Raw genomic sequence first — 14,892 nt, 5'->3', positions numbered from 1 at the left:
TAAGGACTAAAAGCGGGTCGTTAACGCCACATAGTCAGGGTGTTCATTGAGCAATTGTTGATGTGAACCTTGAGCGATAATTTGTCCGCTATCTAACCAGATGACACTATCCATTTGCGATAACAACGCTGGATCATGAGTAATTGTTAAAACACTGGCATGCTCTTTCAGCTGTAAAACACTGTTCATAACAGCTTGTTTAGAGATATTATCGAGCCCTTCAGTCGGTTCATCAAGCACTAAAATGGCAGGCTGTTGCAGCAGCGCTTGTGCTAGCGCTATACGTCTTGATTGACCCTGAGATACATTTCGCCCGCCGGTACCTAAACGGGTTTTCAGCCCTTGTTTGAGCTCAGAGAACCACCCACCAAGTTCTGCCTGTGTTAATGCTGCTATCATTTGTTGCGAGGTTGCATCGGGAGCTGCATAAGCAAGGTTTTCGCTTAATGTGCCATCAAAAATATGATGCTGCTGGGCTAAAATATTTAATGTTTTTGCACGACACTCATTATTTAACTCATGTAGGTTTATGATTTCTTTGCCGCTTTGTAAGCTTATTGTTCCTTGCTGCAGTGGCCATAAACTACTGAGCAAATTCACTAAGGTAGTTTTACCACTGCCGCTTCTACCAACAATAGCCACTTTTTGCTTCGCGGGGAGCTCAAAACTCACATTATTTAATGCCTGCTTTTGGCCATAGTGATAGCTGACATTATTTAACGACAAAGCCCAGTGCTTATTTAATAGCTCAATATCTGTGGTTGATACATTGTTTGTGCTAAGCGTTTTGTCTTCAAGAATAAAGAGTCGCTCAGCTGCTTTTAGTACATTAGGAAGCTCAATAAAGGCGTTAGGCAGTAACAATACGCTTTCAAAACTGGCAAGCACAAACAGGCTCAACATCGCCAGCTCTACATTGACCATAGCACCGCTAAACACTAGCGGCACAATAGTAACAATGCTGGAAAGCATAGCTAATTGCACTATGAGTAAGCTTAAGCCATCAGCGTTTCCAAGAGCCTTATGACGAATAAATAATTGCTGATTATACTGCTCACTTAACTGATCACACTTAGTGAGTTGTTGGTTTCGAGCTTGATAAATATTTAGTTCTCTAAGGCCCGTAAGAGTGTCTGATAGCTCTGCTCTAAGTTGTGCACTAAGTAAGGTTTCTTGGTGACTATTTTTATCTAATTGCTTACTTAATATTGCCGGTATAATCACCCCAATAATAATAATCCCAACAAAACAAATAAGGGCGACATTTACATTGTAGGCTGACATAAACAGCATAATAATAGGCACAGTCAGTAAAGCTACTAACATTGGCAGTAACACATTTAAATAAAACTTATCTAATGCGTCTACATCGTTTTGCAAGCGATTAACTAAATCGGCACTGCGGCTCATAGCTAAATCAAGGTTATTGAGCTTGCTGAGTGTGGCGAACATGTTTACTCGTATTTCACTTAACAATAAAAATGTGGCGTTGTGAGTAACTAAGCGTTCAGCGTAACGTGAGGCGGTGCGCACAATCGCTAAAAAGCGAATGGTGCCAGCTGGGGTAAAGTAGTTCATATGGACGCCGGCAATTCCTGCGGCTGCCATAGAAGCTAAAAACCAGCCTGAAATAGCGAGTAAGCCTACATTAGCTAGCACCGTGAGTGACGCTAGAAACGTCCCTAAAAGCATCGCTTTATAATGAGGGCGGCACAATTTGAGTAAACGAATAAAATTAGCCATTAGTTACCCCTTGTTCTGCTGTTTGCAGTAGCTTTGCAAATTCGCCAGATTGCTGGCTGAGCGCTTTAAAATCGCCTTGTTGAACGATGCAGCCGTTTTCCATAACGATAAGTTGCTTAGCATTTTTTACTGTATTTAAGCGATGTGCGATGGTGATCACCAAGTGGTTTTTTGCATACTCAGCAATAGCGTTTTGAATGAGTTGCTCGGTTTGGCTATCTAAATGAGCGGTTGGTTCATCGAGCATTAAAATAGGGGCGTGTTTTAAAAATGCACGAGCTAAAGCGATACGCTGTTTTTGCCCGCCAGAGAGTCCTTCGCCTTGCTCACCTATTAAGGTATTAAAGCCATCGGGCAGCTCGTTAATAAATTCCAGTGCGCCTGCTTGCTCTGCAGCATGTACAAGTGCTTCATATGAAGCGTCTGGGTTACCTAATTTTATGTTGGCGGCTAGGGTGTCGTAAAATAAGGTTGGCTTTTGTGGGATCCATGCAATGTTTTGTTGTAATTGGCTTATATCCGCGGTCGTCAATGCTTGTTGGTCAATGGATATGTGTTGTATTACTTCTGGGTGAAAACCAAGCATGCAATCAAGTAGGGTGCTCTTACCTGAGCCACTAGCTCCCACAATGGCTACTAGTCCTTTGCTTGGCAGGGTTAAATTAATATTATTAATTCCCTCATTGCTATTAGGGTAGCTAAAGTTGAGATCATGGATGCTGATAGTATTGTTAGCATCAATATTGATATTCGCTGTGTGGCTATTATCATTTGCTGGCAGTGGTGCATTTAAAATAATCAACATATCTGCAGCGGCACTAATTCCCTGTAGGCGCGCATGGTAATGGCTGCCTAATTGGCGAAGGGGTAAATAAAATTCAGGTGCTAGTAACAGCACTACAAAGCCAGTAGCAAAATCCAGAGTGCCAAAAAACAATCTAAAACCAATAATTACCGCTACCAGTGCCACACTAATTGTGGCTAAAAACTCCAGCGCAAAAGAGGATAAAAAAGCAATTTTTAACACGCTTAGCGTTGCGTGCCTAAAATCATCTGAAATACGCGCAATTTGTTTGAGTTCTTTGCGCGTGGCATTAAATAATTTTAGTTGAGTAAGCCCTTGTACACGGTCAAAAAAATAGTTTCCTAATACTGCCAGTTGTTGCCAACGTTTTTGATTAAGCGCCTCGGCTTTGTGACCAACTAGAATCATAAAAAAAGGAATAAGTGGCGCGGTTAATAAAAATATTAATCCTGCTTTGTAATCGGTAGGAAATATAACCACTAATATAGCCAATGGAATAAGCGCACTATAGGCAACACCGGGTAGGTATTTAGCATAGTAGTCATGGAGTGCCTCTACACCATTGTGCAGCGTGTTGAGCGTAGCGCCTTGGCCATTTTTCTCTATATAACTTGGGCCGAGTTGTGTGAGTTTATCGAGTAAGGTTTGGCGAATAGCCGATTTAATTTTAAGCGTAGCAAATGCGCTTAATCGCTCGCTGAGTGCTAAGAAAATGGCGCGCAGTAAAATAATACCCGCTAAAGGCCATAAATAGTGGGTTACTTGGGCTAAACTATGCCCTTCAAACATCACCTCATGAATGGTTTGCGCGAGTAAGTAAGCTCCTGCAATCATTAAAATTGCATTAACTGTTCCAAGTGCAATGCTCAGCTTTAACCACATTGCCGCCGGTTTACTCTGCTGCTTTAAAAAAGCGCGCAGGGGTTGTTGCTGCGCGCGATTTGGTCGGGGATTAGTCGTCATTGTGATTTGTATTATGCTCGTTTAATAAATCATGGGTGGCTTGTTCATCATCAGCAATACTGTTTTTATTTTGATGAAATTCATACCACATCACGTTTATGACACCTAAGGTACAAGCAAGCAGTACACCTAAAATCCACGCGAAATACCACATAATTTAGTCTCCTTAATAACTGCCGTGAGGGTTATTTTCAATTTCATCAACGGTCACTCTGCGCCACATTTTCACATAACACCAGGTGGTGTAGGCTAAAATGAGTGGCACAAATATAACCACAGCAATGAACATAACATTGAGTGTTCTGTGGCTCGATACCGCATCCCAAATTGTTAAGCTAATATCAGGGTTATTGCTTGAAGGCATAATAAACGGAAATAATGAAACGCCCGCAGTCATAATCACCCCAATTAACATCACACTGGTTGCTAATAATCCCAACGCGGGCTTATTCAATTTAGAAAACAGCAGTGCACACAGTGCCATCGCAAATGCCAAAATAGGGAAGGTCATTGTCCATGGACGTTCACTGTAGTTATTAAGCCATGCGCCTTGAGCCGTGGTAACTACTTTAGCTAGTGGATCTGCATGACCTTGGGTGTCGCCCATAGAGGCAATTTGATAACCTGTTAGGTTGGCAACCCACACACCGGCCGCTGCAAATAATACTATAAAGGCAAGTAATGAGTAACGACCATATTGTCCTGAGCGCTCAGCAACTTGATCAGCGGTTCGCAGTTGTAGCCACATGCCCGCATGTGCAATTAACATGGTAATACTAACTAAGCCGGCAATGAGCGCAAACGGATTAAGTAAGGCAAAAAACGAACCTTGGTAACTGACTCTTAATAAATTATCGATATGAAACGGCACGCCTAAAAATAAGTTACCAAACGCTACACCAAATACTAGGGCAGGTATGGCACTGCCGGCAAATAAGCCCCAGTCCCAGTTATTACGCCAGCGTTTAGAGTCAACCTTAGAGCGATAATCAAAGCCTAAAGGTCTAAAAAATAATGCAAATAACACCAGCATCATGGCAAAGTAAAAACCAGAAAATGCTGCCGCATACACCATAGGCCATGCTGCAAATAAAGCGCCACCTGCGGTTATAAACCATACTTGGTTACCATCCCAATGGGCGCCAATAGTGTTAATAACGGTACGGCGTTCAGAATCTGTTTTGCCGACTAAGCGTAGCAACATGGCAACGCCCATATCCATACCATCGGTAATGGCGAAACCAATTAACAGCACACCAATAATTAACCACCAGAGCATTTTTAATGTTTCATAATCAAAAATCATGATAGTTCTCCTTTAGCAGCCGAGCTGTGATCAGGTAATTCAAAATGGTACTTACCGGTATGAAGGGAGCTTGGTCCTTGCTTAATAAATTTAATCATTAACCATGCTTCAACAATCGCCAGTCCAGTATAGAAAATAATAAAACCAGTTAAGCTAATTAAAATATCATTAACCGTCAGCGATGACGTTGCTAAAAAGGTCGGTAATACTTCAGAAATAGCCCATGGTTGACGGCCATATTCAGCCACAATCCAACCAAATTCAATAGCAATCCAAGGCAGAGGAATGCTCAATACCGCCGCCCATAACAACCAACGTTTTTGTTCAATAATACGATGGGCGTTGTAATAAAAAGAGAGAATAAACACGCCAAGCATAATTACGCCACAGCCAACCATAATCCTAAATGACCAAAACATAGGGCCCACTTTAGGGAAGGAGTCTTTAACGGCTTGTTGTATTTGTGCCTCGCTGGCATCTACCACGTTAGGAGTGTAACGTTTAAGTAATAAGCCATAGCCTAAATCATCTTTCACGTTATCAAACTTTTCGATATTTGCAGGGGTATCGTCACCTGCGCGAAGTTTTTCTAGGTATTCATAAGCAATCATGCCATTGCGAATACGCTTCTCGTGTTTTTTCTCAAGATCTGAAATACCAATTACTTGTTCATCAAGTGAGCGCGTTGCAATAATACCTAATGCGTAAGGAATTTTAACCGCAGCATGAGTTACTTGCTCTTCAGAGTCAGGAATACCTAGCATGGTAAAAGCGGCGGGGGCCTCTTCGGTATGCCATTCCGCTTCAATGGTCGCGAGTTTTACTTTTTGTACTTCACCGACTTCGTAGCCAGATTCATCACCGAGTAAAATAACACATAAAATAGAGGCTAAACCAAAGCCTGATGCCACCGAGAACGAACGTTTAGCAAATGCCAAATCACGTCCTTTTAATATGTACCAGCTGCTAATTCCAAGTACAAACATAGAGGCGGCAACATAACCTGCAGACACGGTATGAATAAACTTAACTTGTGCTACTGGGTTAAATACCAGCTCTGCAAAACTGGTCATTTCCATACGCATGGTTTGATAGTTAAACTCTGCCCCGACTGGGTTTTGCATCCACGCATTAGCAACTAAAATCCACAGCGCAGACATATTTGTACCCAGCGCCATTAAAAATGTTACCCCTAAATGCTGGCGTTTAGAGAGCCTATCCCAGCCTAAAAAGAACATCCCCACAAATGTTGACTCTAAAAAGAAGGCCATTAAGCCTTCAATAGCCAGTGGTGCACCAAATACATCACCCACATAATGAGAGTAATACGACCAGTTAGTACCAAACTCAAATTCCATAGTGAGGCCGGTAGCCACACCAATAGCAAAGTTAATACCAAATAACTTGCCCCAAAACTTAGTCATATCACGATAAATCTCGCGACCGGTCATAACATAAACCGATTCCATAATAACTAAAATCCAGGTCATACCGATTGTTAACGGCACAAATAAAAAATGAAATAGAGCGGTGACAGCAAACTGTAATCGCGATAGATCCACAAAGGTTTCATCTATCATTTTTGGCTCCTTTGGTTGTGATGCAGTGACAGCACAAAGCAATTGTTAATGTTTTTAATAAACTTTCAGTAATTTCTGAAAGTTTGCGTCATTATTAGTGTTAGTACAATTTTTGTCAATATGTATATTAGAAAACTTTAATATACTATGACATTAAATCAGTCTATAAAATACGCAATCATCAATTAAGAGTAAGCTAGAAAAAAGTGGTGCGTTTTAAGCGTTTAACCTAGCCTTAAAACACGGTAAACTAATCGGTATGAACGCCGGGTTTACTTGTGAAAAAATAGCAAATGAAAAAAGATAAAAAACAACTACGAATTGGTATTGTGGCAGGTGAACTGTCGGGCGATATTTTAGGTGAAGGGCTCATTAAAGCGCTTAAAGCGCATTTTCCTGATGCAATTTTTGAAGGTATTGCAGGTCCTAAAATGCAAGCTCAAGGCTGCAAAACGCTGTTTGATATGGATGAACTGTCGGTTATGGGGTTGGTTGAAGTCCTTGGCCGTTTACCGCGTTTACTAAAAATTCGCAAACAACTTGTGCAGCATTTTATTGATAATCCTCCTGATGTGTTTATAGGCATTGACGCGCCCGATTTTAATTTACGTGTAGAAAAACCGTTAAAAGATGCGGGTATTAAAACTGTGCAATACGTTAGCCCTTCAGTGTGGGCGTGGCGTGAAAAACGCATTCACACTATAAGTGCAGCCACTAACTTAGTATTGGCTTTATTACCTTTTGAGAAAGAATTTTACGACAAGCACCAAGTACCTTGTACTTTTGTAGGCCACACATTAGCCGACGACATTGCACTTGAGCACGACGATAGCCAAGCCCGTAGCCAACTAGGCTTAAATGCTGATGACAAGGTGTTAGCGTTATTACCCGGGAGCCGGGGCTCAGAAGTGGGCTTGTTAAGTGAAACCTACATAAAAACAGCGGCTCAGTTGCAAGCACAGAACCCAGCGCTTAAAGTCGTTGTGCCACTGGTGAACGAAAAGCGCAAAGCGCAGTTTATTGCTATTTTAAATGCCACAGCGCCCTCACTTAATGTTAACTTACTAGATGGCCAATCAAATTTAGCTATGCAAGCCGCCGATGCTATATTACTGGCATCAGGTACGGCAACGCTTGAGGGCATGTTATACAAAAAGCCAATGGTGGTTGGTTATAAAATTAAACCACTAAGTTATTGGATTTTTAAAACCTTATTTACCTTTAATATTAAATATTTTTCGCTTCCAAATTTATTGGCAGACGAAGAATTAGTACCAGAGTTTTTACAAAGTGAGTGTAATGTGGCTAATTTAACCGCGGCACTCACTCCTATGCTAAATAGCGATAATAAAGAATTAAAAGCCCGCTTTTTAGCCATACATGAAAAAATTAGATTAGATGCAAGTAAACAAGCTGCAAATGCAGTGGCGGAGTTAATAAATGCAAATTGAACGACCTAATGTAACCCTAATTGCCGGCGTAGATGAAGTGGGTCGTGGACCGCTGGTGGGTGATGTGGTTACTGCCGCTGTTATTTTAAATCCCGCTAAGCCAATCGCAGGCCTTGCCGATTCTAAAAAATTAACGGATAAAAAACGCCAATTATTAGCCATCGAAATAAAAGAAAAAGCACTGTGTTACGCCATTGGTCGTTGTAGCCCAAGCGAAATAGATGAGCTAAATATATTACAAGCCACCATGCTTGCCATGAGCCGCGCGGTGGAAGCACTTAGCACAGTGCCTGAATTTGTGTTTGTAGATGGAAACCGCCTTCCTAAATTGGCTATGCCTGCTCAAGCAGTGGTGAAAGGCGATAGCTTAGTCGCTGAAATATCAGCCGCGTCTATTTTAGCAAAAGTGGCCCGTGATGATGAAATGATTGAACTTGATGCGCGCTATCCACAGTATGGGTTTGCAGGGCATAAAGGGTATCCGACTAAAGCACACTTTGCAGCGCTTGAACAATACGGTGCTATAGATGAGCATCGTAAGAGCTTTAAACCGGTGCAGCGTGTACTTGCGCTTTCGGGTAAGGAGTAATTATGGCAGCTCCTGATTTTGTTCACTTACGAGTGCACTCAGACTTTTCGATGGTTGATGGTTTGGCAAAAACCAAACCAATTGTTGCTAAAGCACAAGAGCTTGAAATGCCAGCGCTGGCAATTACCGATCAAATGAACTTTTGTGGTTTAGTGCGTTTTTATGGCGCAGCGCATAACGCAGGTATCAAGCCACTTGTTGGCGCTGACTTTTGGGTACGTAGTCCTGAGTTTCCTGATGAGCCAAGCCGAATAACGTTATTAGCTAAAGATAACACTGGCTATAAAAATATCACCTTATTAATTTCTAAAGCCTACCAACGTGGTCATGTGTTTCATCGTCCAGTGATTGACCGTGAATGGTTAGTTGATTTAAAAGAGGGGCTCATCATACTCTCGGGTGCTAAAGATGGCGATTTAGGAAAAGCATTAATAAAAGGCAACCCCGCTATTGTTGAGTCGGTGATAAGCTTTTATAAGCAGCACTTTAGCGATCATTATTATATTGAACTTATTCGCACTAACCGTGCTCAAGAAGAAAATTATTTGCATATGGCTGTAGAGCTTGCAACCACAGAGCAACTGCCAGTGGTGGCTACCAATGAAGTGGTATTTTTAAAGCCAGAAAACTTTGAAGCCCATGAAATTCGGGTGGCTATTTTTGATGGTTATACCCTAGATGATAAACGCCGACCAAAGCGTTTTTCACAAGAGCAATACCTAAAAACGCCAGAGCAAATGGCAGAGCTATTTAGTGATATTCCAGAGGCGTTACAAAATACTGTAGAAATCGCAAAGCGCTGTAATGTAACCGTTCAATTAGGTGAGTATTTCCTACCAGATTACCCTACAGGCTCATTAAAAATTGATGAGTTTTTGGTTAAAGTCTCACAAGATGGACTTGAAGAACGACTGCAATTTTTATTTCCTGATGAGCAAGAACGCCAAGAAAAACGCGGCGAATACGATGAGCGTTTAAAGATAGAGCTCGATGTAATTAACCAAATGGGATTTCCTGGTTACTTCTTGATCGTAATGGAATTTATTCAGTGGAGTAAAGATAACAATATTCCAGTAGGTCCAGGGCGTGGTTCAGGTGCGGGCTCCTTAGTAGCTTATGCGCTTAAAATTACCGACCTTGATCCACTAGAGTTCGATTTACTCTTCGAGCGCTTCTTGAATCCAGAACGTGTTTCTATGCCCGACTTTGACGTCGATTTTTGTATGGATAGACGTGATGAAGTAATTGATCACGTATCGGCCTTGTATGGCCGTGATGCGGTATCGCAAATTATTACTTTTGGTACTATGGCGGCCAAAGCGGTTATACGCGATGTAGGCCGGGTACTTGGTCATCCGTATGGATTTGTTGATCGTATTTCTAAGCTTATTCCGGGCGATCCGGGAATGACCTTAGCCAAAGCGTTTGAAGTTGAACCTCGTTTGCAAGAAGCCTACGACGGCGATGAAGAAGTTAAAGACTTAATCGACATGTGTCGTATTCTTGAGGGTTGTACCCGTAATGCCGGTAAACACGCAGGGGGCGTTGTAATATCGCCGACCACAATTACCGATTTTGCTGCGCTCTATTGTGATGATGAAGGCAAGTTTCCGGTTACTCAGTTTGATAAAAACGATGTAGAAACCGCCGGTTTGGTTAAGTTTGACTTTCTAGGCTTACGTACGCTGACCATCTTGCAGTGGGCAGTGGATATGACCAACGAGCGCTTAAAGCGTGAAGGCAAGCAGCCGGTTGATATCAACACCATTCCACTGAATGATAAAAAAAGTATTGAACTACTGCTGCGCGCTGAAACCACCGCAGTATTCCAGCTAGAATCACGCGGCATGAAAGACCTAGTTCGCCGATTAAAGCCCGATTGCTTCGAAGATATGATAGCCCTTGTTGCTTTGTTCCGTCCAGGTCCACTGCAATCAGGCATGGTAGATAACTTCATCGACCGAAAGCTCGGCAGAGAAGAAATTTCATACCCCGATGCGCAATATCAACACGAAAGTTTAAAGCCTATTCTTGAGCCGACTTACGGCATTATTTTGTATCAAGAACAAGTTATGCAAATAGCGCAGGTGCTGGCCGGTTATACACTAGGCGGCGCCGATATGTTACGTCGTGCCATGGGTAAGAAAAAGCCCGAAGAAATGGCAAAACAGCGCTCAACCTTTGAAGAGGGCGCGCGTAATAATGGCATTGATGGCGAGCTTGCGATAAAAATATTCGACTTGGTTGAAAAGTTTGCGGGTTATGGTTTTAACAAATCTCACTCAGCAGCTTATGCATTGGTATCGTATCAAACGCTGTGGATGAAAACCCATTACCCGGCTGAGTTTATGGCTGCAGTAATGTCGGCTGATATGGATAACACCGACAAAATAGTAACGCTGGTGGATGAATGTGAAAACATGAAACTCACTTTGTTACCGCCCGATGTAAACGCTGGTGAATACAAGTTTACTGTTAATCTTCAAGGTGAAGTTGTTTACGGTATAGGAGCAATTAAAGGTGTGGGTGAAGCGCCGGTTGATGCCATATTAGAGGCGCGAGCAAAAGGCGGCCCATTTAAGGACCTATTTGATTTTTGTGCGCGTGTTGATTTAAAACGCTTAAATAAACGTGTCACCGAAAAATTAATTTATGCAGGTGCATTAGACCAACTAGGGCCAGAAAAAAATCAACCTGGGCGAGCAACGCTGCTGGCAAGTTTAAAAGATGCAATGCGCGCAGCCGATCAACACAACAAAGCTGAGCTGTTAGGGCAAAGTGACTTGTTTGGTTTACTGGCCACAGAGCCTGACGAAGTAGAGCAAGCGTTTATAAAAGCGACACCGCTTACGGATAATCAGTGGCTTGATGGCGAAAAAGACACCCTAGGCCTTTACTTAACCGGTCACCCTATAAACCAGTATCGACGAGAGCTTGGGCATTACACCAGTGGTCGACTCATCGACTTACAACCAACTAATCGTGATGTGCTCTCAACTGGAGCAGGTTTAGTGATTGCAGCGAGAACCTTAATTAATAAAAAAGGAAATCGTTGGGGCTTAATAACTTTAGATGACAAAAGCGCCCGAATTGATGTACGCTTGTTTCCAGAACAGTTTGAAATGTACCAAGATATGTTGCAAATCAATAATATTTTGGTGATATCCGGACAGGTCAGCTTTGATAACTTCTCTGGTGGTATTACAATGACCGCCAGAGAAATAAACACCATTGCTCAGGCGCGTGAAAAGCGTATAAAAGCGATTAAGATGACGCTGAATATGGTGCAGATCGAGGCTGGTTTCTTCGATAAATTACAAAAAGTACTCGAACCATACAAAATGGGAACGTGTCCGATCAAGGTATATTATCAACGCCCCGATGCGTTGGTGCAATTAACCCTAGGGATCGAATGGTGTGTTACGCCAAGTGACGACTTAATTCATAAGTTATCGCTGATGGCAGCGCAAAATGTAGAACTAGAATTTAACTAATTAGGTAGTTTAGAGCATGAGCCTCAATTATCTTGATTTTGAGCTTCCAATTGCAGAATTAGAAGCAAAAATTGAAGAATTACAAAATGTAAGCCGCGCTGGCGAATTAGACCTTGGATTAGAAGAGGAAGTCAGCAAACTTAAAGAAAAGAGCGCACAAATGAAGGAGAAAATCTTCTCTGAACTTGGCGCTTGGCAAGTATCACAGCTAGCACGTCATCCGTTGCGTCCTTATACTCGAGATTACATCGAGCGTATTTTCACGGAATTTGACGAGTTTGCGGGTGATCGTACGTTTGCTAATGACCCTGCAATTTTAGGCGGCGTGGCCCGTTTAGATGGTGAGCCAGTTATGGTGATCGGTCAGCAAAAAGGCCGTGGTACTGCTGAAAAAATTAAACGTAATTTTGGCATGCCAAAACCAGAAGGTTACCGTAAAGCATTGCGCTTAATGGAAATGGCTGAGCGTTTTAAAATGCCAATTATGACCTTTATCGACACCCCAGGTGCATACCCAGGTGTTGGCGCTGAAGAGCGTGGTCAGTCTGAAGCAATTGCACGTAACCTAAAAGTAATGGCCGCACTTAAAGTACCAACAATTTGTACTGTTATTGGTGAAGGTGGTTCAGGTGGTGCATTAGCGATTGGTGTCGGCGACAGAGTAAACATGCTGCAATACAGCACTTACTCGGTTATTTCACCCGAAGGCTGTGCCTCTATTTTATGGAAAAGTGCTGATAAAGCGCCACTTGCAGCAGAAGCAATGGGTGTAACAGCCGAGCGTGTTAAAGAGCTAGATTTAATCAACAATCTAGTTGATGAGCCGTTAGGCGGTGCACACCGTAATTATGATGCCATGGCACGTAACTTAAAAGTTCGCCTTAAACGCGATTTAGCAGACCTACAAGCGTTATCGCTTGAAGAGATGCTGGACCAACGTTACAAGCGTTTAATGTCGTTTGGTTATTGTTAAAAATAGCTAAATGTAGCTAAATAACCTGAACTCTGGATAATAAATCTATCTCAAGCAGCTATTTTCAGCGCTAACTGCGTTGAATTTACTTGCAATAGGCCAGCTATTGACGCGAAAATTCGCCTTGTTTTCACTTTAAATCTCTGGCTAGAGAGAATAAATCTAATTATTACTATGATTCAATATGTTAGTAAATCTCTTAACCAAAGTTCAGGTTAAATAGAGAAAAAAGCCGCCTATGCGGCTTTTTTTGTTTTAAAATGCCTTAACGTAGAGCCTTTATTATCAGGGCTATTAGTAATTTACTCATTGGTTATATTAATGCACACATCACAAATTTATTTGCAGGTACAACAAGCCCTTAATCAGTATATAGAAAACGGGCAATTCACATTTACTGTGGCCTTATCTGGTGGCGTAGATTCGGTGGTGTTGTTACACATAATGCATGGGTTAAAACAGCAGTACCCGCAATTAAATTTAAGCGCAATTTATGTAAATCATGGTTTAAGTGAAAACGCATTTCATTGGCAGCAATTTTGTTATGCACGTTGTCAGCAGCTAGCAATTAACTTTAAAGCGGCGCAAGTCACGGTAAAGCAACAATCGCGAACCAGTATTGAAGCACAAGCCCGCAAAGTGCGTTATCAAGCGCTTGATGAATACAGCCCCAGTGGTAGTGTCATTTTGCTAGGTCAGCATCTAAACGATCAAATAGAGACTTTTTTACTGCGATTAAAACGTGGTTCAGGCTTAAAAGGGCTGGGTGCTATGCAGCCAATCAGAGTGCTTGAGAGTGGTCGTGAGTGTTTTAGGCCATTACTGGCAATAAAGCGCAGTGAAATAGAAGCATTTGCCCAACAATTTAATATTAGTCATATTACCGATGAATCAAACTCGGATGAACGCTTTGAGCGTAATTTTTTGCGTCAACAAATCGTGCCAAAGTTGGCAGAACGTTTTACTGGGTTTGAGCAGTGTACAGCACGAAGTATTGAGCTTTTACAGCAGCAGCAAGCACTACTGGATGAGTATACCCAGCAAGATCTCGCTCAGTGCATTAATCAACATCAAGCACTTGAATTACATAAGCTGTCTGATTACAGCGCTGGCCGCACTGCTAATGTATTACGCGCGTGGCTGGCATTATTTAGCCACACTATGCCCTCACAAAAGCAATTAACACAAATAATGAGCCAAGCCATTCATGCACAAGCTGATGCACAAATAAAAATTGAGCTAAGCGATGGGCAAATACGTCGCCATCAAGGTTTACTTTATTTTGTGCAGCCGACGCCTTTAGCCGTAAATATTGAACGCGTAACAAGTCGCGAACTAGTGCTGAATGACGGACAAATACTACAATGCCTGCAGGGAATAGGTATACGCGCCCCTAAACCTGATGAACAAGTCAGTGTTCGTTTTAACTGTAATAGTGCGCGTATTAAACCACTCAAAAAACCAGGCAGTAATAGCCTTAAACATTGGTTTAAAGATGCAAAAGTAGCGCCTTGGCTACGTGCTGATATTCCATTAATTTTTTACAATGATGAGCTAGTTCAAGTGGTTGGTTATTTTGTTAGTGATAACCATAAAGATGAGAATGGAGTTATTTGGGAGTATAAATTATGAGTCAACAACCTCATGTTGGGCTGTCGCTTATAAATAAGGCACCCATTGGCATATTAATTACGCTATTGATTGCAGTTTTAGCGAATGTATTTTTAACCCTTAATATAATTACATTAGGCTACGCTGTGTTGGGCGGTATGGTATGTGCCGCCATTTTACTTGCCTATTGGTTAGGTAAGGGGGGCGTGTTTTTTATTTTAGGAGTGAGTACGCCTTTACTGTTAGTGCTTTTTACACCGCTTGCGACAATTGCCGCATTACTTAATTTACTCAGTGGCTTCTTTTTTGGTTTTTGTGCCATGCTGCTAATTTATAAGTACTTTATATTAAAAAAGTAGCGTAAAAAGGCCCAGCGG

11 protein-coding genes are annotated in these 14,892 nt (G+C 41.9%); 6 read left to right on the top strand and 5 right to left on the bottom strand.

Annotated features, from left to right (window positions below):
- Positions 1 to 6 precede the first annotated feature (6 nt).
- Genes cydC through P20311_RS06605 form a run of 5 tightly spaced genes read right to left on the bottom strand, consistent with a single transcriptional unit; the run spans position 7 to position 6,397 of the window.
- A complete protein-coding gene (gene cydC / locus P20311_RS06625; RefSeq protein ID WP_008110969.1) occupies positions 7 to 1,743 on the bottom strand; it encodes a thiol reductant ABC exporter subunit CydC in 1,737 nt (578 codons plus the stop codon).
- Positions 1,736 to 3,511 carry a thiol reductant ABC exporter subunit CydD gene (cydD, locus tag P20311_RS06620; RefSeq protein ID WP_008110966.1) on the bottom strand — a complete coding sequence of 592 codons (1,776 nt, stop codon included), beginning with the start codon at positions 3,509 to 3,511 and terminating at the stop codon, positions 1,736 to 1,738. Before cydD ends, cydC begins: the two co-directional genes overlap by 8 nt.
- On the bottom strand, positions 3,501 to 3,665 hold the full coding sequence (gene cydX / locus P20311_RS06615; RefSeq protein ID WP_008110965.1) for a cytochrome bd-I oxidase subunit CydX: 165 nt from the start codon (positions 3,663 to 3,665) through the stop codon (positions 3,501 to 3,503). The genes cydD and cydX overlap by 11 nt, the downstream gene beginning before the upstream one ends.
- Positions 3,666 to 3,677: 12 nt before the next feature.
- On the bottom strand, positions 3,678 to 4,817 hold the full coding sequence (gene cydB, locus P20311_RS06610; protein ID WP_008110962.1) for a cytochrome d ubiquinol oxidase subunit II: 1,140 nt from the start codon (positions 4,815 to 4,817) through the stop codon (positions 3,678 to 3,680).
- Positions 4,814 to 6,397 carry a cytochrome ubiquinol oxidase subunit I gene (locus tag P20311_RS06605; protein WP_008110960.1) on the bottom strand — a complete coding sequence of 528 codons (1,584 nt, stop codon included), beginning with the start codon at positions 6,395 to 6,397 and terminating at the stop codon, positions 4,814 to 4,816. Before P20311_RS06605 ends, cydB begins: the two co-directional genes overlap by 4 nt.
- Positions 6,398 to 6,690: 293 nt before the next feature.
- On the opposite strand from P20311_RS06605, the gene lpxB reads away from it, so the two are divergent.
- From lpxB to P20311_RS06575, 6 genes are all read left to right on the top strand, one after another.
- Positions 6,691 to 7,848: a lipid-A-disaccharide synthase gene (gene lpxB, locus P20311_RS06600; protein WP_008110958.1), complete on the top strand. Its 1,158-nt coding sequence runs from the start codon at positions 6,691 to 6,693 to the stop codon at positions 7,846 to 7,848.
- Positions 7,838 to 8,437, top strand: coding sequence for a ribonuclease HII (gene rnhB, locus P20311_RS06595; protein ID WP_008110956.1), 600 nt, complete (start codon positions 7,838 to 7,840; stop codon positions 8,435 to 8,437). The genes lpxB and rnhB overlap by 11 nt, the downstream gene beginning before the upstream one ends.
- Before the next feature lie 2 nt (positions 8,438 to 8,439).
- On the top strand, positions 8,440 to 11,931 hold the full coding sequence (gene dnaE, locus P20311_RS06590; protein WP_008110953.1) for a DNA polymerase III subunit alpha: 3,492 nt from the start codon (positions 8,440 to 8,442) through the stop codon (positions 11,929 to 11,931).
- 16 nt (positions 11,932 to 11,947) lie between these two features.
- The gene (accA, locus tag P20311_RS06585; protein WP_008110950.1) at positions 11,948 to 12,904 is read left to right on the top strand and encodes an acetyl-CoA carboxylase carboxyl transferase subunit alpha; all 957 of its coding nucleotides are present in this window, start codon (positions 11,948 to 11,950) and stop codon (positions 12,902 to 12,904) included.
- A gap of 321 nt (positions 12,905 to 13,225) precedes the next feature.
- A complete protein-coding gene (gene tilS, locus P20311_RS06580; protein WP_008110949.1) occupies positions 13,226 to 14,536 on the top strand; it encodes a tRNA lysidine(34) synthetase TilS in 1,311 nt (436 codons plus the stop codon).
- Positions 14,533 to 14,874: a hypothetical protein gene (locus tag P20311_RS06575; protein WP_008110947.1), complete on the top strand. Its 342-nt coding sequence runs from the start codon at positions 14,533 to 14,535 to the stop codon at positions 14,872 to 14,874. Before tilS ends, P20311_RS06575 begins: the two co-directional genes overlap by 4 nt.
- Positions 14,875 to 14,892 lie beyond the last annotated feature (18 nt).

The sequence above is a fragment of the Pseudoalteromonas sp. BSi20311 genome (assembly GCF_000239875.1).
In the GTDB taxonomy this organism is placed as follows: Bacteria; Pseudomonadota; Gammaproteobacteria; order Enterobacterales; family Alteromonadaceae; genus Pseudoalteromonas.
The sequence above is the reverse complement of the archived record's forward strand: the minus strand, read 5'-3'. Positions and strand labels throughout refer to the sequence as shown.

Bases quoted from the DNA above. Each gene is read 5' to 3' on its own strand.
- cydD (WP_008110966.1), bottom strand. From the start codon at position 3,511: ATGACGACTAATCCCCGACCAAATCGCGCGCAGCAACAACCCCTGCGC.
- lpxB (WP_008110958.1), top strand. From the start codon at position 6,691: ATGAAAAAAGATAAAAAACAACTACGAATTGGTATTGTGGCAGGTGAA.
- P20311_RS06605 (WP_008110960.1), bottom strand. From the start codon at position 6,397: ATGATAGATGAAACCTTTGTGGATCTATCGCGATTACAGTTTGCTGTC.
- dnaE (WP_008110953.1), top strand. From the start codon at position 8,440: ATGGCAGCTCCTGATTTTGTTCACTTACGAGTGCACTCAGACTTTTCG.
- cydC (WP_008110969.1), bottom strand. From the start codon at position 1,743: ATGGCTAATTTTATTCGTTTACTCAAATTGTGCCGCCCTCATTATAAA.
- accA (WP_008110950.1), top strand. From the start codon at position 11,948: ATGAGCCTCAATTATCTTGATTTTGAGCTTCCAATTGCAGAATTAGAA.
- cydB (WP_008110962.1), bottom strand. From the start codon at position 4,817: ATGATTTTTGATTATGAAACATTAAAAATGCTCTGGTGGTTAATTATT.
- tilS (WP_008110949.1), top strand. From the start codon at position 13,226: ATGCACACATCACAAATTTATTTGCAGGTACAACAAGCCCTTAATCAG.
- P20311_RS06575 (WP_008110947.1), top strand. From the start codon at position 14,533: ATGAGTCAACAACCTCATGTTGGGCTGTCGCTTATAAATAAGGCACCC.
- cydX (WP_008110965.1), bottom strand. From the start codon at position 3,665: ATGTGGTATTTCGCGTGGATTTTAGGTGTACTGCTTGCTTGTACCTTA.
- rnhB (WP_008110956.1), top strand. From the start codon at position 7,838: ATGCAAATTGAACGACCTAATGTAACCCTAATTGCCGGCGTAGATGAA.